This window comes from Candidatus Tremblayella princeps, assembly GCF_900080145.1.
This window is the reverse complement of record NZ_FLRF01000001.1, coordinates 1-20,542: the sequence shown is the minus strand read 5'-3', so window position 1 is coordinate 20,542 and position 20,542 is coordinate 1. Positions and strand designations below refer to the sequence as shown.

14 protein-coding genes, 2 tRNA genes and 3 pseudogenes are annotated in these 20,542 nt (G+C 57.7%); 9 read left to right on the top strand and 10 right to left on the bottom strand.

Going from position 1 to position 20,542, the window contains the following annotated elements:
- Window positions 1-158: 158 nt before the first annotated feature.
- The 5 genes from ilvD to BC380_RS01100 form a co-directional block, all read right to left on the bottom strand.
- Window positions 159-1,823 carry a dihydroxy-acid dehydratase gene (ilvD, locus tag BC380_RS00165; protein WP_075047628.1) on the bottom strand — a complete coding sequence of 555 codons (1,665 nt, stop codon included), beginning with the start codon at window positions 1,821-1,823 and terminating at the stop codon, window positions 159-161.
- Window positions 1,824-1,911: 88 nt separating this feature from the next.
- On the bottom strand, window positions 1,912-2,238 hold the full coding sequence (locus tag BC380_RS01110) for an iron-sulfur cluster assembly accessory protein (RefSeq protein WP_420885276.1): 327 nt from the start codon (window positions 2,236-2,238) through the stop codon (window positions 1,912-1,914).
- A 5-nt stretch (window positions 2,239-2,243) separates the two neighbouring features.
- Complete coding sequence (gene rpsI, locus BC380_RS00155; protein ID WP_075047626.1) at window positions 2,244-2,630, bottom strand: 30S ribosomal protein S9; 387 nt, start codon at window positions 2,628-2,630, stop codon at window positions 2,244-2,246.
- Complete coding sequence (gene rplM / locus BC380_RS01105) at window positions 2,627-3,001, bottom strand: 50S ribosomal protein L13 (RefSeq protein WP_075047625.1); 375 nt, start codon at window positions 2,999-3,001, stop codon at window positions 2,627-2,629. The genes rpsI and rplM overlap by 4 nt, the downstream gene beginning before the upstream one ends.
- Window positions 3,002-3,767: 766 nt before the next feature.
- Window positions 3,768-4,961, bottom strand: a complete 1,194-nt coding sequence (locus BC380_RS01100) for a lipid II flippase MurJ (RefSeq protein ID WP_075047622.1) — start codon at window positions 4,959-4,961, stop codon at window positions 3,768-3,770.
- Between the two features lie 53 nt (window positions 4,962-5,014).
- Between BC380_RS01100 and rpsT the strand changes: the two genes are divergently transcribed.
- Entirely contained in the window at window positions 5,015-5,275 is a 261-nt protein-coding gene (gene rpsT, locus BC380_RS00130) for a 30S ribosomal protein S20 (RefSeq protein WP_075047621.1), read from the top strand.
- Between the two features lie 728 nt (window positions 5,276-6,003).
- Here the strand turns inward: rpsT and BC380_RS01095 are convergent.
- The 3 genes and pseudogenes from BC380_RS01095 to BC380_RS00095 all read right to left on the bottom strand — a co-directional run.
- A complete protein-coding gene (locus tag BC380_RS01095) occupies window positions 6,004-6,624 on the bottom strand; it encodes an RsmG family class I SAM-dependent methyltransferase (RefSeq protein WP_420885275.1) in 621 nt (206 codons plus the stop codon).
- 551 nt (window positions 6,625-7,175) lie between these two features.
- Window positions 7,176-7,481, bottom strand: a pseudogene (locus tag BC380_RS00110) (FAD-dependent oxidoreductase); the annotation flags it as partial.
- Window positions 7,482-8,072: 591 nt separating this feature from the next.
- A pseudogene (locus BC380_RS00095) lies at window positions 8,073-8,262 on the bottom strand (FAD-dependent oxidoreductase); the annotation flags it as partial.
- Between the two features lie 170 nt (window positions 8,263-8,432).
- On the opposite strand from BC380_RS00095, the gene metE reads away from it, so the two are divergent.
- Together metE and BC380_RS01090 are read left to right on the top strand one after the other, a co-directional pair.
- On the top strand, window positions 8,433-10,718 hold the full coding sequence (gene metE, locus BC380_RS00090) for a 5-methyltetrahydropteroyltriglutamate--homocysteine S-methyltransferase (protein WP_075047614.1): 2,286 nt from the start codon (window positions 8,433-8,435) through the stop codon (window positions 10,716-10,718).
- Between the two features lie 165 nt (window positions 10,719-10,883).
- Window positions 10,884-11,072 carry a hypothetical protein gene (locus tag BC380_RS01090; RefSeq protein ID WP_075047613.1) on the top strand — a complete coding sequence of 63 codons (189 nt, stop codon included), beginning with the start codon at window positions 10,884-10,886 and terminating at the stop codon, window positions 11,070-11,072.
- A 664-nt stretch (window positions 11,073-11,736) separates the two neighbouring features.
- Here BC380_RS01090 and BC380_RS00075 read toward each other — a convergent pair.
- A complete protein-coding gene (locus BC380_RS00075; protein WP_148702219.1) occupies window positions 11,737-12,729 on the bottom strand; it encodes a 3-deoxy-7-phosphoheptulonate synthase in 993 nt (330 codons plus the stop codon).
- Window positions 12,730-13,231: 502 nt separating this feature from the next.
- On the opposite strand from BC380_RS00075, the gene BC380_RS01085 reads away from it, so the two are divergent.
- From BC380_RS01085 to dnaJ, 3 genes are read left to right on the top strand one after another with little or no spacing between them, the layout of a single operon-like run.
- Entirely contained in the window at window positions 13,232-13,462 is a 231-nt protein-coding gene (locus BC380_RS01085; protein WP_075047609.1) for a nucleotide exchange factor GrpE, read from the top strand.
- Window positions 13,459-15,366 (top strand): molecular chaperone DnaK, encoded by a 1,908-nt coding sequence (gene dnaK, locus BC380_RS00060; RefSeq protein ID WP_075047608.1) that lies wholly within the window; start codon window positions 13,459-13,461, stop codon window positions 15,364-15,366. Before BC380_RS01085 ends, dnaK begins: the two co-directional genes overlap by 4 nt.
- Before the next feature lie 51 nt (window positions 15,367-15,417).
- The gene (dnaJ, locus tag BC380_RS00055; RefSeq protein WP_075047607.1) at window positions 15,418-16,554 is read left to right on the top strand and encodes a molecular chaperone DnaJ; all 1,137 of its coding nucleotides are present in this window, start codon (window positions 15,418-15,420) and stop codon (window positions 16,552-16,554) included.
- A 103-nt stretch (window positions 16,555-16,657) separates the two neighbouring features.
- Here the strand turns inward: dnaJ and BC380_RS00050 are convergent, their stop codons facing one another.
- On the bottom strand, window positions 16,658-16,981 hold the full coding sequence (locus BC380_RS00050) for a ferredoxin family protein (protein WP_075047629.1): 324 nt from the start codon (window positions 16,979-16,981) through the stop codon (window positions 16,658-16,660).
- Window positions 16,982-17,318: 337 nt separating this feature from the next.
- On the opposite strand from BC380_RS00050, the pseudogene rpmF reads away from it, so the two are divergent.
- The 3 genes and pseudogenes from rpmF to BC380_RS00995 all read left to right on the top strand — a co-directional run.
- Window positions 17,319-17,394 (top strand): annotated as a pseudogene (gene rpmF, locus BC380_RS01080) (50S ribosomal protein L32); the annotation flags it as partial.
- Window positions 17,395-18,139: 745 nt separating this feature from the next.
- Window positions 18,140-18,214, top strand: a tRNA-Gly gene (locus BC380_RS00035).
- A 5-nt stretch (window positions 18,215-18,219) separates the two neighbouring features.
- Window positions 18,220-18,291, top strand: a tRNA-Cys gene (locus tag BC380_RS00995).
- Window positions 18,292-20,542 lie beyond the last annotated feature (2,251 nt).

Sequence of the window (20,542 nt, the reverse complement as noted above, 5' to 3'; positions counted from 1 at the left end):
TCTATTGCGCAAAACTCGAAGCTTGGTTACCATAGCCGTTGGCTCTCATCCACCATTTCAGCCTATGCGAGGGGCATAGTGCTGAATGAGACCAGGCAGTGCGTTGTTTGCTGTTGTTGATAATGCCATATCAGCCGATACATTACCAAGAGCGAATGCTATGCAGCTATCGCGCCATTGTGAGACTGGCCCACTCCGTCGTGGTACTTTCTCAGTAGCCCCTCTGCACACGCAGTGCAAGGTAGCCGCCATTCTGCCCTACGTGCAGCCAGCGTCCATGAGTCAATGTGCAGGTGAAGAGAGTTGTTGCGCAAGTCGACTGTGATTAAGTCGCCGTTACTGACAAGCGCTATAGAGCCTCCAACTGCGGCCTCAGGAGATACATGCCCGACCACCAGGCCCCACGTTCCTCCTGAGAACCTACCATCAGTTATGAGGCAAGCGGACTGGCCTAGGCCCATGCCAACTAGCGCTGCAGTTGGGGAAAGCATCTCAGGCATGCCAGGCCCTCCCTTTGGGCCTAGGTAAATAAGCACTACGACGTCGCCAATGCGCACGCAGCCGTTGAGTATAGCCTGAACACATGCCTCCTCGCTGCGGAACACTCTGGCCGTGCCGCTGTGCAGTAGTATGCTCAGGCCTGAAGTCTTGGCAACTGCGCCGGCCCTTGACATATTACCGCGCAGCACAACAAGCCGTCCTGTACGGTATAGCGCCATGTGCGTAGGAAGCACAACGGTAGAGCCATGGCACATGCGGTGCGCAGCTAGGAGCTCTGCTCCAATCGTTCTGCCCGTTATCGTGAGGCACGATTCGTCTATGAGCCCAGCGAGCGCTAGCTCGTGCATAACACGAGGAACGCCGCCTGCTGCATGTAGGTCTGCAGTGCTATGCAGTCCAGATGGCTTCATGTTACATATTACAGGCACCCTCCTCCTTATTAGCTCCACGTCGTTAAGTGAGAGAGCAGAACGAGCTGCAGCGGCTATCGCTAGGTAGTGCAGCACGGCATTGGTAGACCCGCCGACTGCCATGACTACCGCCATGGCATTGCGTATGGACCTGTGGTTTACCACGTCCCTTGGCCTTATGCCCCGTCGCACTGCGTTGATCAAAGTCCGTGCCGACGTTGATATGGAAATCTCCCTCTCGATGCCTGGGCTCGGAGCAGTGGACGAGTAGAGCAAGGACATGCCAAGAGCTTCAAATGATGAGCTCATTGTGTTCGCGGTATACATGCCGCCGCACGATCCTGTAGTGGGGCAAGCGTGCCGCTCAACCTCACGCATATCGTCTATCGACATGCCCTGCCTACCCATGGCACCAACTGCCTCGAATGAACTCACCACTGTCAACTCCCTGGCGCCCCAGTACCCTGGTAGTATTGTGCCTCCGTACAAGTAGATCCCTGGGATATTGGATCGTAGTAGCCCGATCATGCCGCCCGGCAGGTTCTTATCGCACCCTCCGACGACTAACAGTCCATCCAGGCTCTGCCCACATGCGCATGCCTCTATACTATCAGCGATAACATCACGAGACACGAGCGAGTACCTCATGCCCGGCGTTCCCATTGATATGCCGTCGGATATGGTCGGGATGCCGAAAACCTGCGTCATGGCTCCATGCCTTGCCAGCATCGCCGTCACCGACTCTACGACGCGCTGTATGCCAGCATTGCACGGGGTTATGGTGGAGTATCCGCTCCCCACGCCAATGATTGGCTTGGAAAAGTCTGCCCCATCGTACCCCATGGCACAGAGCATGGCCCTGTTCGGAGACCTGGTGAATCCATGCGTTATGCGTCTTGAGTTCGTGTTCATGTGGCAATGTGGCGCCCATGCTTTGTGGTCAATTTAGAGTTTCCTTACCGTTGAACGTCTGGCTTAGCTGCTGCTGTTCGCGCAGGCGCTATGCGGGCGCGAACGATGCACCGCAGCTACACACCATGCCAGCACTTGGGTGGAACACCACTAAGCGCGCGTCTCCAACCCCTGTGCCACAGTCCACAACCGATCCGCTTAGATACATGAGGCTAAGCGGGTCCACAACGAGCCGTACGCCTAGCCTTGTCATGCCTGAGTCTCCTACGGTGCGGCATGACGCAAGGCAGAAATTATGGCGCATGCCTTTGCACCCGCCGCCCTTGACGAAAACCCTAAGCTGCACGCAGCTTCTTCCGTTGAAGGCAAGCGTGCCCATCAGTCTTAGTACAGCGCAGTTGGTTAGCTGTAGCACTGGCGCTATCTCTTTGAGAACTGCCTCCTTCTCCTAGCCTTGCGCAGCCCGGGCTTCTTGCGTTCCACCTCACGCTGATCCCTTGTCAGAAGCCTTGCATCCGCAAGGGGGCGCCTCAGGCATGGAGACAGGCACGCCAGCGCCCTGGAGATGCCGAGGCGCACCGCGCCAGCCTGCCCACCAATGCCGCCGCCCTGCACGTTTGCTTTGACTACCGCATGCAATGCCGCGGCATGGAGCGGCGCCGCTGCATGCTGCGCATGCGCGGCGGATCTGAAGTATAGCCCCAGCGGCATGCCGTTGACTATAACTGCAGTACAGGTTGCAGCTTTCAGAAACACCCTAGCCACTGATCTCTTACGCCTGCCAGTGCCATACCTCCAGCCAATCATCGGCGTACTGCCCCCCCATTAGCATGCACCCTTAGCATGCTCATGAAGCCATCACGCAGCCTGTTACGTGGCAGCATGCCACGTACGGCGGCTCTTAGTACTGTTGCAGGGCTTCTCAGCATTAGGTCGTGCAGCTTTGTTCGCCTTAGCCCACCGGGATGCCCAGAGTGACTATAGTACACCTTGCCGTTAGCCTTGCTGCCGCTTATCCTTACGTGCTCGCAGTTTACTACTGTCACTGCGTTGTGCGGAGCTGCGTTGTGTGCATAGCTGGCCTTGTGCTTGCCGCGCAGTAGCCCTGCAACGGTTACAGCTAGCCTGCCTAGAACCATACCGCGAGCGTCCAGCACATGGTGACCGGAGTCTTTCATTGCCCTCCCATGGTTATGTGGTGGTGATAAGCCGGATTCAGTGTCTGAATCATCACTCTAAGCCCCTTACCTGCAGATTAGCACAGAATGCGCGCACCGTGCATCCGGCGCGCTGCTTGTATTGGGTTACTCCAAAGGGGCACAATTGCTGCAGAAAAGCCTGCAGCGCGCTTTGCGCTCCCACCATGCCTGGCTTCAGCCGGGCTGTGCTGTGTCTTCATGTGCGCAAACATTGCTGCGTTCGGCGTTAGCCGCACCCCAACCCAAGAGTCCGGACTTTCCTTTACGCTAGGCGTGCCCAAACGGCACGCCTAGCTTGCGATTCCCCACCACCACAAGCGCAAGCGCTCTCGCTTGCCTGGCGCGCAGTGACTGTTGTACTGTTCGACTTCGCAGTGTTACTTGCGGCACAGCTGGCTTCGCGCATCCATTGCATCCTTAGACCCATGCCCCACAGGATGAACGAATAAGCGGATACGAAGATTGCAAGAACTGCCGCCGCTAAGCACGCCCTGTGCATGGGTCGTACAGACATGCCTACCCAGTCTACGCTGCGCGCTATTGAACTAAGAATGGTGCTTGCCACTGCTGCTGAGGCTGATATCCTGGCGCACAGCGATGCCCAGTGCCTTTGCGTGATGGCGTATGCTTCCTGGCATGTTAGGCTCCTCAGGAGCAAAGCTGCATTTAGCATAGCTCCTATGCTCGAACCCATCGCCAGCCCAGCATGACCCATGGGCTTGCGAAGCAGCCTCCCTGCAGCCTGCTATCGCAGTATGCCGAGCACCGATGCAACCACCGGTGAACTGACGTCATGCTTTGCGTATAGGCCTTGGGATAGGGTGCGAGACAAAAGCATACCTAACATGCCAGGCCCATATGCAGCAAGCGGTCTGGCTACCATTTTTACAGTATGTGCAGCGAAGCGACCATAGTTAAAAGACGCTGCAGTCGGCAGCTCGGGCAGCAGGGTGAAAAGCAGGGCATTGGGCGCAGCGGCCAGAGCTACGATGGACAGCCCCCAGTCCATTAGCGTAGCATAGCCCGCGCAATCACCTGCCGCGCACGACCTGGCGAGGCAGGGCAGCAGTATACTGCCCAGCGCGCTGCCATATAGACCAGTGGAGAATTCAAGTAGCTTGTCCGCGTAACTCTGGCCCGATACCAAGCCTTCGCCCATGCTGCTGACTAGGGTAGTATTGAGTAGCAGCGCGGCATGAACTGCAGCCATAGTTACCAGGCCAGGCACCAGGCGAGAAACGACGCGCCGCACGCCGGCATGACCCCATGGTAAAAAGTAGCTCCAGTGATCTGCTGGCATGGCCCTTGTTGATCTTAGCGCCGGGAAGTACGCCGCGCACTGCGCTGCACTGCCTAGAACTAGCGCCCAGGGCAATGAGTATATTGGTGCTATAGTAATTGCAGGGGCGACTGTCACTAGAGCAGCGAAAATACCGTTCAGAATAGTGGGTGCAAACGCTGGAAGCGCATAGCATCTTTGGGCGTTTAGCGCACAAGCCAGTACGGATCCAATGGATGTTGCTACGCTATATGGCAGCGCGGCTCTTAGCATATAAACTGCCCGACCGAATGAACAAACGTTCGCTCGGGCAAGATCTTGCGATATTGCACAGGTGACCCAAGTAGCGCACAGCCCGCACGCTACTGCAGCACAGCAAAGCGCTGCAGCCATGGCTCCCGCAGTGCAGCCAGCGAACCTCCGTGCCTCCTCAGGGTCAGAGACGTCGTACTGGGTAAGGAGAGGCAGGAATGCCTGGTTAAATGCTCCGTCGGAGGATGCGCGTCGTAGCATGTTTGGCACCCTTGTGGATATATAAAACGCATCAGTTGCCTGGTTAGCCCCATACACGCTAGCTATGAGTATATCTCGGAGCAAACTAGGAAGCCTGGTTACCAGTGTAACGCCGCCAACCTTTAGCAGCACGCTTGTCAGGTCCATGTCTTACTCTATGAGTGTAGTTAAACTGCAAAGGTAAACCACCATGACGCTGCATGAAACGGTTACGCGTTGCGCAAAGGCGCTCTATTAGGAACCGCAGCCTGAGTTCAAGGGTCGCGGCGTCTGTAGATGCAGCACGGCATGCAATTGGTATGATGTGCAAGGAGGAGTCCTTTCGCGCGCTGGCTGCTATGGAGCGCTGCATTGACATGGCGCAAGCAAAGGGCGCCCTGCACAGGAACAACGCGGCCAGAAAAAAGCGTGCGCTGTATGCACAAGCCGCCCGCGCACAGCGCAATGACGCAAAGGCCTAGACACTTCCTCCAGCTGGCCGACCGTGCCGCGAGTACGAGGTAATTTTCTACTGTGCCAGCATGCTGCGGTGCAACAGTCGCACTCGATGGCAGCAACTGCTTCGTAACAGGGTAGCCGTTCTGCTGTTCAGCCAGTAGAACACCAGGACAAGGGCATCAATAGAGGCAGGCAAATGCGCTCGGCGGGGCCTGAGTGTACCTAGGATGCAGGCCACGTAGATGGCACGAGGTGAGAGCCTTGGATTACACCGCAATGGTCCTAGGCGCTATGCTGAGTAGTTTGCACGGGCCGCGATAATGTAGACCAAGCCAGGCTGTCCGAGTCGGCCACCTGGCCAGTGGTAAACCCACTGCAACGAGTACCATCGTGCCAGGTTGCCTCCTATGTGTTAACGTACTGCAGAATGCAATGGAGGCATATCTTCTCACGCAGGCATTGGGCCTGGGAAGCGAGGTTGCGAGTACCCCTTTTTAGATGCATGCTCGGACGCTGATGCGACTATGTACCTACACCCTTGGTAGCATGGGCTGTAGCAGCGCCGTGCCGTGCAATCCGCAGGGACGGCGCTTATGCTAGCGTGGCCCTGAACAGGGCGCTCCGCTCTAGCGCCGCAGTCATGCACTGCCTTCCTGCGTACAGTTTTTTTTGATCTATCTTGCTCTGTCCCCAATGGGGAACAGGAGCATCATTCATCAGGATTCGGGTCACAGGCTATGCCAGCAGGCCATCATAGAGCACCGGATTGCATAGCCTGTGGCTGCCAGGCAAGGCACGCAGCCCCCGTTATGACGACGTACCGCCGCTTGCTTACCATGGGCACCTTTAGCCTAGCGGCACAGGCTGACCTCCATCCGAATAACCTTGCTGTACCAGCAGTGATATCGAAGGAGTACGACCCGGAGGCCGTGATGACTGCCCCTGACCACCCTTGCCGGAATACACGACGCAGCAGACAAGGGTACGGCACGAGAGCCCTGGCTATTATGGCCTCAGCGCCCATCGCGCTTGCACTTGAGTCGGTGGGCCTTAGAACCCTTAGGTTGCACAGCCCCAGCTTACGCTGCATATAGCTCTGGAAAACACTTTTGTCTGGGGTAGCCTCTAGTGAAATTACTCGAAGCCAAGGCAGCATGGCACCTAGCGCCATGCCTGGCAAGCCTGCTCCCGATCCCATATCTACAACCGTAACTGGCATCCCGGGCCATGTTGGCCTGATTAGACTAATTACCACTGCTCCAATGGATGCAGCGTCGCAAATGTGGGGCACGACTGTGCTGTGCATTGGACCTCTGCTAGTCAGTCCGTGCGTCGCGCTCCACCTGGACATGGAGCGCGAAAGCGACGCCATAGCGCGCGTGGCGTGGGCTGATAGGAGCATGCCTATAGCACATGCGCAACGGCGCATGTGCTCTGCAACATCCTCAGGCTTCATGGGGTCGAAGTAAGCACTAGCAGGGATACTGCGGCGGGAGTCAAGCCCTCCATGCGCCGCACAGCGTCAAGGCAGCGCGGCCTGGCGTGGTTCATCCTATAGAACTGCTCTCCTGACTCCCACCTCAGCCGCGCTACGTCGACATCCTGCTGGATGCGCACTGCTCGCAGTGGTGGTGGGAGCTTATGGTCATCTCCTTTAGGCCGAACGTAAGCAACCTATGGTCGGGTACTATACCTAGCTCTCGTCCCGTCCTCGTCAGTCGCCTGTCAGCATTGTCCTCCCTTACCGCTGTCCTATCATCAACACGGCTAGTGACAATCCGGTACGGCTCAGATACTCCATGCCGGACTATGGAGTCTATCAGAACGCCTATATAGGCCGCATGCCTATGGGGCAGCCATGCGGCTAACTTGGCCGAGTGCCTTGCTGCATTGACGCCAGTGACCAGCCTATGTGCTGCAGCCTCATGATAACCCGTAGTTACGTTGACCTGCTCGCTCTTCAAGGTAGACCCCATACATTACCCTTGACTCAAGAGATGGGCGCAGCAGCATGGGGTCGAAGTAGTACTCAACCGCATGCCCTGCGCGTGTGATGCGGGCGGCATCAAGGCCAGGTATGCTGCCCACTATGCTATTCTGGATGTCCAGGTCCATGCAGGTAGGTAGCCCGTTCAGGTAAAGCTCGTCCACGACTGGCCCATAGGATAAACCAACCGGCATGGTGGGCCTTTGCTTGAACATCATTCCCTTCTCCTCCCGAGACATGCAGTAGCGCGGCCCTCGTTACGTGACGTCGTATCCTCACATGGCAGATGGTGCATGTGGCGGTAGAAAATGCGGTGTGTTAAGGCGTGGTGCGCCTAAGCAAGCACGTCACTGGCCTCGGGCGCACCGTGCGCGGCGACATGAACTCCATGGAGCAGCGCACGATAGCCCTACCTGCCATCCAGCCCGCCACAGGTGCAGCACCCTGCACCTGACCCCTGGGCGGTGTGCCTGTCTTAAGACGCCCCCTGGGCATGCCTAGAGCTACAGGCACTCCGATAGCGAGCACCAGAGCTGGCCTTCGGTGCTTGCCCTACCGCTGGGTGGCTACGAGCTTTACCATGGCATTGAGGAGGTCCTGCGGCAAACAACGGCAGATGCGCACTCTGCTACCATGCCAGCTAAGGTGCCCAATACGATCTTGCCTCTGGTGATTTCCACCCTGCACGCTGTGTCCTGTACTTACAGAAAGGTACCAGAGCGCCATGTACAGCGCCGCTCTACAGGGCTGCGTTTTATCTGCAGCGCTTGATCTGGCTGCGGCTCCATTAGTCGGATTTCAGGGTAATCGTGCTTATGCAGCTCATGTCAGCCAGCATGCCCATTGCCCAGCGCGTCTATTTCCTTCACCAGGTGTCCTTTCCCTATGCCTCCGATGGAAGGGTTGCAGCTTAGGTTACCTATGCCTTCGATGCTTGGCGTTATTACTAGCGTTGACGCCCTTGCCATCGCGGATGCCATGGGCATCCGCGATCCCAGCATGCCTGCAGCCTATAACAACCACATCACACCCTGCGCTTCACATGACGGGGCGCTCCGTGAGCGCAGATGCCTATGGGGCGACTGCGCTGCAGAACATAAGCGCATGCCGCTTGTCAGGGTTAAACTGACAACCATTTCATTGCATGAAATGCTACTGCCATCTTGAGCTAAAGCGGCCGATTAGCTATCAGTATGATTACCTCGCACATCCTAGGATATCCCAGGATTGGAAGGGCTAGGGAGCTAAAGTTCGCGCTAGAGAGATACTGGGCCTTCGGTGGGGACGAGAACGCTAGGCTGCTACACGCCGTGCGTCGGGAATTGTGCATGGAAGGGTGGGAAGTCCAGCGCGCTGCGGGGATGGACTACGTTACGGTAGGCGACTTCTCTCTCTACGACCACGTCCTGTCCACGCTGGAGCTAATGGGGTGCATGCCGGTCAGGCTTCGCCAGCTATCCTGCGACAAGCTAGCCTCGTATTTCGCTGCAGCACGTGGCGGTTATGCAGGAGCAGCCATGGACATGAAGAAATGGTTCAACACGAACTACCACTACATGGTGCCCGAGTATTCCAGGGGCATGGAGTTTGATCCAGGGGATGGTAGATGGCTAGCCGAGGAGATTGACATGGCCCAGGCTGCGGGGCATAGAGTTAAGGCAAGCCTGCTCGGACCCATCACCCTCCTGTGGCTAGGCAAGGAGCGAGATGGCCTTTTGAACCGGCTAGAGTTGCTGCCTGGGCTGGTTGATGCCTATGTTCACCTCCTGTCGCTAATGCAGGCGCGTGGCGTAGAGTGGATCCAGGTAGAGGAACCCATTGCCAGCCTGACTGACATGCCTGACCTATGGGCAGGCGCAATGCATGCAGCGTACGACGCACTAAGCCGTAGGTCGCCTCGGCTGCTCCTAACGTCGTACTACTCTTTCCCCTCCGGCTGCTTCGATATACTCTGCCAGCTCCCAGTATCTGGGTTGCATGTAGACGTCACGCGCAACTTCAGGCTAGGCGCACTGCGCTGCTTCCCACGTGACATGGTTCTCTCTGCAGGCGCAGTGGATGGTAGACATGTGTGGTCGTGCGACCTCTCAGCAACCGCACGGCTCCTAGAGAGGGCAAGAAACATGGCGAGGCTAGAAGACCGCCTGTGGGTGTCAACAAGTTGCTCGCTCATGCACGTGCCTGTTGACGCAGCCACCGAGGCTGCAGTCAGCATGTCAGTCAGGCCTATGCTGTCCTTTGCGATCCAGAAGGCAGGCGAGGTTGCGGCGTTGAAGCTCTGCCTGGCTCATGGAGATGCGGGCGGAGCTAACGAGCGCGCCCACCCATCTCGCTCCTTCAAGCCTGCCGTCGGCTTTTGTACTGAGGACCTTCAACAGACGCCGCGTCGGAAGCTTGGGTACGCTGACCGGGCAAAGCGCCAGCGGTCTGCCCTCGGGCTGACTGTGCTACCGACAACCACCGTAGGTTCCTTCCCGCAAACCCCACGCCTTAGGCAGCTTAGGGTATTACTCAGGCGTGGTAGCATAAGGCTGCAGTCTTACATGGGAGCCATCAGGGCAGAGATAGAGCACATAGTCAGGAGGCAGGCAGAGCTAGGGATGGACGTGCTAGTGCATGGCGAGGTCGAGAGGGGCGACATGGTAGAATACTTTGGAGAGTCAATGGCGGGGTTTGTAATAACGAGGCACGGCTGGGTGCAGAGCTACGGCTCACGATGCGCCAAGCCGCCCATAATAGCACACGACGTCTCCTTCGTTCGTCCAATGACCCTATACTGGACCTCATACGCGAGTAAGTTGACTAACCTGCCCATGAAAGGCATGGTTACAGGTCCGACCACCATAGTATGCTGGTCCTTTGCAAGACGCGACATGTCATATCAGGAGGTATCCCTACAGATTGCGCGCGCTCTCAGGTTGGAGGTATCGCTCCTTGGCTCTAGCGGAGTTGGCATAATACAGATCGACGAGCCTGCGCTAAGAGAGGGCCTACCATTGCAGCGCGCTATGCGGCCCAGGTACCTAGCCTGGGCAGCTGATGCCTTTGGGGTAGCATGCTCGGGCACGAACTGTGACGTGCAAATACACACTCACATTTGCTACTCAGAGCTAGGAGACGTGCTGCAAACGATGTCGGAAATGGAAGCAGATGTCGTTTCCATTGAGGCCGCTCGATCAAACATGTCACCTCTTGCTCTGCTACGCGGTTTCCGCAAGGGCGTAGGACCTGGCGTCTTTGACGTACACTCGCCTCAGCTGCCTTCACAGGATGCAATGGCTGGACGCATAACAGCAGCGCTAGGCATAGTACCTCCTGAGAATTTATGGGTCAATCCAGACTGCGGACTGAAAACAAGGACTTGGGAGCAGGTAAACGCCGCTCTATCCAGCATGAGGCGCGCTGTTGATGATGTGAAGCAAAGGCTGCGCATTGGCACCTCATGCGCTGCAAATGCAGGAATGATGCCAAGGGCATAGGCGTCGCAATGTAAGGCTGCGTTGACTCTAACATTGCTGCGCACATCTAGGGCGAGAGGGGGATACAGGTGTGCGGGTTACGACACGTTGGGCTGGGCTGCATTCGCAGCAATGGACATCACATGGCGCGCCATGCGCATCGGCTGAGTATCGCGTATTCTAACAATGTACGCTGGATCCGTTAGGGGCACAACGCCGAACCCAGACGATGCGTGCAACTGCGGCGTAAAGTTAGGCGCGCTGGCTGCCCAGGCGCGCTCCGAGGCTATGCGCGCCTGGCAACGGGGCACTACGCACTTTTTTACCCCTGCAACTGACTGCGGCCGCACGGGACCAGGCTTCGTGCACGACTAGAGCATGCAAAGCTACGCCGCATAGCTTTCCCTCTGGGCTCCTTGACTAAGAGCTTCCTTTAGTCAAGGCTCACCTGGAGTTTGCATGTTTCTTCAACGCAGGCGCAGCTACACGGTTACGCCTCGTAGGCAAGGATGCGAAGCATCCTTCATGCGTGGCACGTTGGCGTGAGGTGCGGTGCGATTAATGTCCAGCCTGGGTACACCGCATCGTGCACTGTGTGTAGCTCGGCGGGTGCCCCAACGTGCCACGCATGCCATGCGGCTTGCGCCGTTACTTTCATGGGCGCCAGGTTCACCAGGGCATGCGCTTTATGCAAAGTGTGCAGCGGTGTGCTGGGGTCACTCGATCCCCCAGAGATGCGTACGACGTACGCAGTGCTATCATCGGGATTGGCATAACGTTCAAAGTAGTGAAAGTGCGTGTGCTGTGACGTCGTGTGCTACAGCCAGCGGTAGGCACCATGCAGCGCTTAGGCGAGCTGTCTGGAGAGTTGGTCGCCACTGCCAGGTAGGCAGCAGAGGCTGGCGTTGCTGCCATGTCCGTAGGATCTAACTGTCGCCGGCAGCCCAGCGCTTGGCCTTGCTCTTACTCGCACCCGAACGCTATACTGTGGCGGCATACTTCTGAGGAGGCTTCACGTCCTTCCGCGCCGCAGCCCATGTTAGGTCCTCGTTCTCAGCATGGGGCTCTTTCCTGTCCTGCCCTTCCTCTGGTTGGCCGATGTGGAGAAGGCTCGAAGAGCTGCAACTGTCTCTGACCACCCCATGCAGCCATCGGTGACGCTTGTGCCATAGGCTGCGTGCGGCAGCATGGTCGAGCCTTCGTGTATGTGTGACTCCATTACCATGCAGGCTGTGTCGCGCTCGCCATCACGGAGCCGGATTGCAACGTGCGAGCACACGTTTGCCTGGCGCCTGTGATCCCTTAGGCTGTTGCCATGGCTGGCGTCTATTCCCACGCGCCCTGCCATGCCTGCCGCAGACAACTCGGTGCGCGTGCGGTCTGAGTGCGCTGCACCGTAGTTCGGAGCAGCGCCTCCCCTCAGAACTACAGTGCAGTAGGGATTTCCGACGGTGCGAGCTATGCCCGCTGCCCACAGCAGCGAAGGGGATGAGTGCGCATGGCGTGCAGCAACTGCTGCTCGCACCGACGCAGTTGCGTTGCCAGCAGTGTCGTTTTTCATAAGAATAGCGTATGGCGCGCAGGATGCTAGCTCCCTATGCGGCTGCGACTCAACCGTGCGAGCTCCTATGGCTCCGCAGGAGAGCAGGTCAGCCATACTTAGCGCTGTGGGTATGCTGAGGCACTCCGCGCATGCTGGAAGCCCTAGCCTGTTTGCATGTAGCAGGAGCTTCCTTGACATCCGGAGGCCAAGTGCTATGTCACTCGTTCCTGCAGCGCCTGGATCCACGAGCAGTCCCTTCCATCCAAGGATAGTCCTTGGCTTCTCGAAGAACGCCCGCGCCACAGTAAGCAGCGTGCTGCCATGCAGGTGTCTCTGCACAAGCAGCCTGGCATAGTACTCGGATGCGCTGGCTGTGTCGTAAACTGAGCATGGCCCCACGATCGCGAGCAGCCTGTCGTCATTGCCCCAGAGCACGCTTCGCACTTCGTGCCTGCAGCGCATAATGAACCAATTGAGCCTGTCGTGCATAATGTGCGATACGTGGTGCAACCGACATTTTAACCGCCATCTTATCAGTTGTGCTTTCTCGTTGATTGACTCCCTACGCCAGTTGCATGGTGCACGGCGTGCCCAGTGCCAAAATCACGCACGCATCCACAGCAGCCACAGAGATGCATAGCAGTTGCTGTTGCTGCCACACCCAGCCCAGATATGGAAGATAGCATGAGGCCACAAGTGATAGCATGGGCGGCGTAGGGGCACACCATGCCACAAATGCCGAGGTATTGTGACGCAGGCTTGCAAGGAAGGAGAGCAGACCTAGAGTGCATGCTATCCAGGGCCAGGTCGGATGCTGAGGGCGCAAGGAGGAGGTACTAGGATGGTGCGGCGAAGCTGTGGCTATTCTCTAGCTCAAACAATATAAGGCAGGTTCTACTGGTAATGGACAGCATAGAGAGGTCTTTGCAGGACGATACTGGAGTAGGGCGTTAGGGAGGGAGTAGAGCAGACAGGAAGGCAGCTACGTGCCATGCTCCATCGTAACATAGTTTATGTCATACACCCCCAGGATGAGATGTTCGACCCTAGGCAGCCTGGTGCCGAGGGCATAGAGGCCGAAGGCGCGGATGGCATGGTCGTATCTGTGCTCCAGAAGGGCTACCGTATGCTTTACCGCGTGCAGGCCAGCGCTGGTCGTCGTATCCAAGGGGAGGAACGTGAGGCCACAGATACCGTAAACCCTACACTTGGTCTAGCATGATGAAAATCATTGGCATCGACCTAGGTACGACCAACTCCTGCGTAGCAGTGATGGAGGGAGACAGGCCTAGAGTCATAGAGAACGCCGAGGGGTCAAGGACAACTCCGTCCGTGGTAGCCTACCAGGGGAACGCCGAGACAATAGTTGGGGCTCCGGCCAAGCGGCAGGCTGTGACAAACCCCAAGAACACTCTTTATGCAGTAAAGAGACTCATTGGCCGGAAGATCGGCGACAGGGAGGTACAGAGGAAAATAGGCACATTGCCTTACAGGATAATTGGCTCAGATAACGGGGATGCTTGGATAGAGGTTAGGGGAGGAAAGGTTGCGCCGCAGCAGGTCTCGGCCGAAATTCTGCGCAAGATGAAGAGGACTGCCGAGGACTACCTTGGCGAACCCGTAGAAGCGGCTGTTATTACTGTGCCTGCATACTTCAACGATAGCCAGAGGCAGGCGACCAAGGATGCAGGCAGGATAGCCGGACTCTACGTGCGGCGCATAATAAATGAGCCCACTGCAGCATCGCTTGCGTTCGGTCTGGACAAGACCGACAAGAAGGACAGGAAGGTTGCGGTGTACGACCTAGGAGGCGGAACGTTCGACATATCCGTGATAGATATAGCTGACGTGGATGGTGAGAAGCAGTTTGAGGTGCTATCAACAAATGGTGACACTGCACTGGGTGGCGAGGACTTTGACAATAGGGTGATAGAACACGTGGTCGCTGAGTTCAAGAAGGATAATGGCACCGATCTGTCAAAGGACGTCCTTGCCCTCCAGAGGCTTAAGGAGGCAGCAGAGAAGGCCAAGATAGAGCTCTCGTCATCTTCGCAGACAGAGCTCAACCTGCCCTACATAACCGCCGACCTTGGGGGTCCGAAGCATCTGAACATTAAGCTAACTTGCGCAAAGCTTGAGTCACTGGTTGAAGACCTGGTGGAGATGACCATAGAGCCGTGCAGGACGGCGCTTAGGGATGCGAAGCTCTCGATGGAGGATATTGATGATGTAATACTGGTAGGTGGGCAAACTCGCATGCCCCTCGTCGTTCGCCGAGTAAGGGAGTTCTTCAATAGGGAGCCGAGGCGTGACATAAATCCGGACGAGGCAGTTGCCATTGGCGCTGCTATACAAGGTCAGGTCCTCTCAGGCGAGCGAAAGGACGTACTACTGCTTGACGTAACGCCCCTCTCCCTAGGAATAGAGACTCTGGGCGGCATAATGACCAAAATGATTGCCAAAAACACCACAATACCTACCAAGTGCACCCAGGTATACTCAACTGCTGAGGATAACCAGCCATCAGTCACCATCAAGGTGTATCAGGGAGAGCGTGATATTGCTGCCAAGAACAAGCTGCTGGGAGAGTTCAACCTAGAGGGCATACCGCCCTCACCACGCGGCGTGCCCCAGATAGAGGTTACGTTCAACATAGACGCAAACGGCATACTGCACGTTTGCGCCAGGGATAAGGCCACCGGCAAGGAAAACAGGGTGGTCATCAGGGCAAGCTCAGGCCTCACCGAGCCAGAGATAGCAAAGATGGTGGATGATGCTCGGGCGAACGAGGAGGAGGACAGGAGAGTGCGCGACCTTGTGAATGCCAGGAACCAGGGCGACTCCCTTGTTCACAGCACCAGAAAGTCACTGCGAGATTATGGCAGCAAGCTTAGCTCAGAGGAAAGGTCAAGGATAGAGGAAGCCATCAAGGCACTAGATGAGGTACTTAGATCAGACGATAAGCAGCTCATAGACTCAAAGCTCAAGGATCTAATCGAGGAGTCCAGGGTGATAGGCGAGAGAATGTACGCAGCAAAGAGCGCGCAGGATGCCGTAGAGCCCAAGGGCAGCAGCGCCAACCAAGACGAGGTCGTGGACGCAGACTGTACAGAGGTTGGCAAGTAGCAAACACGCGAGGCCTGCGCTCGCGCATAGCCCCCTCACCGCCTTCACTATATGGGCAGGGACTACTACAGCGTGCTTGGGGTAGATAGGGGCTGCAGCGACGCCGATATAAAGAGCGCTTACAGAAGGCTCGCCATGAGATACCATCCAGACAGAAACAGGGCAGATGGCGCGGAGGAGAGGTTCAAGGAGATAAAACAGGCCTATGAGACGCTGGGCGACAGCAAGGCAAGGGCGCGGTACGACGCGCGCTGCGCTGAGTACCAGCCAGAGCACCATCCCGGCACGCATGGCGCATTCGAGGACTTCGGTTGCCCCATAGAGGACATCTTCGGAGACATATTCGGCCGGAACATGGCGGACAGGGCCGCTAAGAGGAAGGACGCCAGGGGCAGAGACCTGGTGGGCAGGGTGGAGGTTACGCTAGAGCAGGCCGTTCTCGGGCATGAAGCAGAGGTGCCTATCACAAGGCTGACGTACTGCGAGAGCTGCAATGGCTCAGGGTGCTCGCGCGGCACACGACCAGCCAAATGCCGCGCGTGCGATGGCGTAGGAGGTGCGTACACTTCGCAGGACATCTTCTCGGTGTACCACGAGTGCTCTGGATGCTGCGGCGCAGGCACTGTGATAGCACGACCGTGCTCGAGCTGTTGCGGCACTGGGAAGATAAGGTCAAGGAAGCTCCTATCAGTGAAGATACCAAGGGGGGTAGACAGTGGAACCAGAATAAGGCTTGCCGGATACGGCGACGCCGGGGCATCTGGATCGTACGGCGACTTGCTTGTCGAAGTCGCCGTAAAGCAGCACCCTATCCTGGAACGGCGTGGAGACGACATCCACTGCACGGTTCCCATGAGGCTGACCACTGCCCTGCTTGGTGGCAGCCTCAGCGTGCCTACTATTGGCGGAGCCGTGTCATTCAACGTGCCGCAGGGTACGCAAGGAGGCCGCGTGTTCAGGGTTAGGGGCAAGGGCGTTGGCGGAACCAGGTCTAGGGTGCCAGGCGATCTGTACGTCCATGTTCAGGTTGAGGTTCCGGTGAAGCTGAGCGAGGCCCAGATGGAAATTGCAAGGAGCCTAGAGAGGTCATTGCAGGGCTGTGCGCACAGCTACCCAGCAATCAGGGACTGGGCAGACAAGGCTAGGGCAGCATGCGGCCCACGCTGCGTAGGCGACTATCGCGCATAGGCCTAGCGGCCGATTGCGCCTGCTCGACCTGGGATCGAACAAGGGTCCAGCGGATTTAGAGTCCGCAGCTCTGCCGCTTCGCTATCGAGGACGTGCGTTGCTCCTATATCCTGAGTAGGTGGAGCTTGCGCCTGACGCTACGCCACCTATCCGCACACCTTAGCCTATCCCTCCTAGCCCTTACTGCGGGCCATAGCATGGCAAGCTCCATATTTATCCTGGCGAAGTGGCACGATCCAATGGGCGCAGCGCTCTCGGGGTGCACGGCCCCTGCTGGGCACTCCCTCGCGCACATGGAGCAGTCCACGCACTCGCTCTGGTCTATTGCCAGGAAGTTTGGCCCCTCCCTGAAGCAGTCCGTGGGGCATACGCTGACGCAACACGTATATTTGCAGTTGATGCAACCCTCCGTCACTATGTGTGCCATGCTTACGTGGGCTGGGCGTAGCAATTGCTAACGCCAGCGAGCGAGGCGAGCTGGCGTTAGTGCATCCTGTTCGAGAATGATGCCATTGCCGCAGTGGACAAGGCTGCAGGTTCGCATTAGGCACGTGCATGCCTGAACTGCGCACTCCAGACGCAGTTGCCATGGCCAGGCTGCTGCTGTGCACCACGTCCCTCAGGCTGCACCATGCGGATACAAAATGATTATGCCGAGGCTAAGGCTGCGGTGAGGCTTCACGCACCGCAGCCCATGGAGACCTTGCAGCCATGTCTGCCCGGAGCAGAGCCTCGGTAGTGTGAACGCTTAACACGACCAACATATGGCCGTACCTAAGCGGAAGAAGTCGCCGTCTAGGCGCAACATGAGACGGCGCCATGGGAAGCTGAAACTACCTGCCGTCTCCTCCGATCAGTATGGAAATCTGCACCTAAGGCACTACGCCACAGCAGCAAGGCGTAACGATGGTCAGATGAGCCATGACAACAAGCCAATGTCAGTAGTGGAGGGAGATGGATAAGCTCGAGTCGCGCATCATGCGCATACCCGATGACCGCATCGGCGCACTGGGTGGCATAGGTTACTCGGATACCGGGTGCGCAATGGCCTTGACTCGGTGGACATCATGGAGTCCCTCGTTTACATAGAGTGCGCCTTCGATATAGAGTTCGAAGACGCATGCGGACGGAGGACCTGAGCATCAGGAATGTGGAAGACGCAACGCTACGCCTCATGCACGGACCCATGGAGCAAAAGGCACACCCATACAGCCAGGGCTGGCTGTAGGTATGCACCACTCGAGGTGGAGCAGCAGCTGCCTTTGTATGCCAGTGCCAGGTTTTATAGGTACCCTGTCCAACTGTACGCGCCGAGCACAGTGTTGCGTGTCGCAGCCCATAGCGCCGATTGCTGCCTTGCTTGCCCTGAGCGCCATTTATGCAGGCATAGGGCTTGCATGCAATGCTGCCTGGGGGGTGGCAGCATTGTGCCAGTGCTCATGGCACAATGCGACCTGCGAATGCGCAGGGTGCTACACCCACCAGCATTTTGCGACACCAGCAAGCAGCGCACGACGCCGATTGCATGCACTCCCATCCAACACAACCAGGGCGCGATGGCCATGCGCCATGGCGTCGTGCCAGGGCGGAAGTAGCTGGCTGTAGGCAGAGCGTAACGATGCCAAGGTTAAGGTAAATCGTTCGATTCTCGTCTTCCGCTCACGCGGCGCGATAGCAAAGTGGCCATGCGGTAGTAAGCAAAAGCTACTTACACCGGTTCAATTCAGGTTCTCGCTTGGTGTGCGATGCAGCGGCGCTAATTGTCTCGTCGGTAGCAGCGAGATGTACTGCGCTTGGCTAGGCAGTGCATCAGCTAGGCGGCCCACCTACAGCACGCAGCTCGCGCTGGAGGGTGGCGCAAGGAATTGCGGCAACTGCTCGTGCGACGCCCTGAGGACGATACCTATGACCACAACCGCAGCCCATGGAGCGCGATGCGCTGAAGCTATGGGCATCTCCCGTGCTCCCGCCACCAGCAACACGCGAACGCAGCATGGCATGGCGCTGCGTGCCACGATGAGCGCTTGAGCTGCGCGCGTGTTATGCGTTCGTAGTGCCTTGACCATCTATGAAGCCGGTACCTCTATGTTAACGTCGTCGCCTACCATGAGGGTGCCAAGCGTGCACGCTGTGCAGCGTAGCACGAACCAGGTTCACGCTGCACGTCCAACCATATCTCCCAGGTCTGGGCCTATGGCAGTTAGCACAATTGGCCTGCCATCGTATCTGCAGACGACCATTGCCAGCCTAACGGAGCCGCCATCGGAACGGGTGGCCATTACCTGCCGGTGCAAACTACGTGACCACTGGCTATCGTTTCGTGTAGCAGATCAGAAGTTGCAGTGGGCAGCTCTACGTTCGTGGCAATGCCGCACCTTAGCATCCGCCTGAGGCTGTCGTACGACATGCAGGCTCCGATCATAGGCCCCACTGCCCTGCCGACCGTAATGCAGGCACCGCATACAGATACGCTATCTCCAGGCTTGAGGCCATAGGAAGCCTGCATGTGGGCAAACCATAGCGGGACGCCCGCAGACCTGCTTACAACGTCCGCACCGCTGCACACTACCACGCCCATTGCACTAACTAAGCCGGTGAACATGCTGCCGTGTCCGCTGTGTTCGCTCCGGGTGTTCGTGTTGCAGCCGGGCGGCTCTCGTAACAACAGGCAGGCAGCGCTCGTCCCTGACGTCGCCGGCTATGACTCGCCAGCCTACCTGTGCTCTGTCCCAGCGCGCTGCCTCCTCCTTGCGCCTGCCCCTACCTGTCCTAGAGCTCAGCTCCAGTGCTTTGCCTAGGCGTCATGAACAACCACCGTGCGGGCTAGGGCTGCAAGGAGCAGCATCGCCGTCGCCAAACACGGCACAGCACTCCATATTGTGTGCCAGTACGTCGCATGCAGGCCAGCGTGCCGCCAAGCCGGCCTACCGGAGCACTGAAATGCGTTGTTCGCATGGTCGGCATGCAGACCATGAGCTAGGCGTTCGCAATTCGTAGCAGCGGTGGTTAGGCAGGCCTTCGCTGCGCTGCCGTTAGGCCTGCTTGACCATACCCCCTGCTGCCCAGTCATAAGAACACAGGCTAGCGCTTGTAGCCCACGCTATGGTCAGGTCCATATCGCATGACGTCAGTGGATACGCAGAGGCCATGCTAAGGAGTGGCCTCCCGTTCGACTTAGGTTCACAGTGCTGCTCAAGGCACACAGGGGCTACTGCAGCCAATGAAATCATGCAGCTACCTATGGGGAGCTGCGCCCGTCGCACGCCTTGGCGCAATGCGCAGCTGGCCTAGTTGCTGCAGGCAATAGCGCGCCCCATCTAGCGGAGCTTTCTATGCTCAGGCGCGCTATCGAGCAGCACATGCTGGATGCGCATGCTGCCTGGTCGGATACTCTGAGGTGCACGCGCCGTATGTTGCTAGGGCAGCTTGCTGAGGAGGTCAGATTCGAGGCAGAAAGGGCTGCGACAGCTCCTGGCATACCGCCGTGCAGTAGGTCCCGCATCCCTACGTCAGATACTTCATGGCAAACATTTAACGCTAGCTATGCGCACACGCCGTGCGAGCATGGCGTTGCAAACAGCTGGCTGCAGCGCATGCACCAGTTCGACAAAGTGGAGTATACCCCTAACGCGCAGCCCCCCGACAAGCCTGCCATGCTGCCGCTGCTAGGCCTGGCAGAGTGCGTGCTGAGGGGCTCTCGGCCTGCGCTATCGTGTGGTCAGAGCATCCTGCGCGAGATCGGATGAGCTGCCAAGACGTACGATGCGGGATGCCCGGCGCTCGCATGCACAGGGAGCTTTAAAGCTGCTCCAACACCTCGTTGCTACAGGCTGCGATGCTCTAGCGCGCGCAGTGCCTCCGGGGCACATGCTCAACTGATCTGGGCTGGCTGTGTGCAGTACTTTCGAGCTAGCAGCAGTGCCCGAACAAAAGCGTTACGGCGCGCAGTGGATGCCCGGAGCGCCGTGAGGTAAAGGTGGCAGAGCTG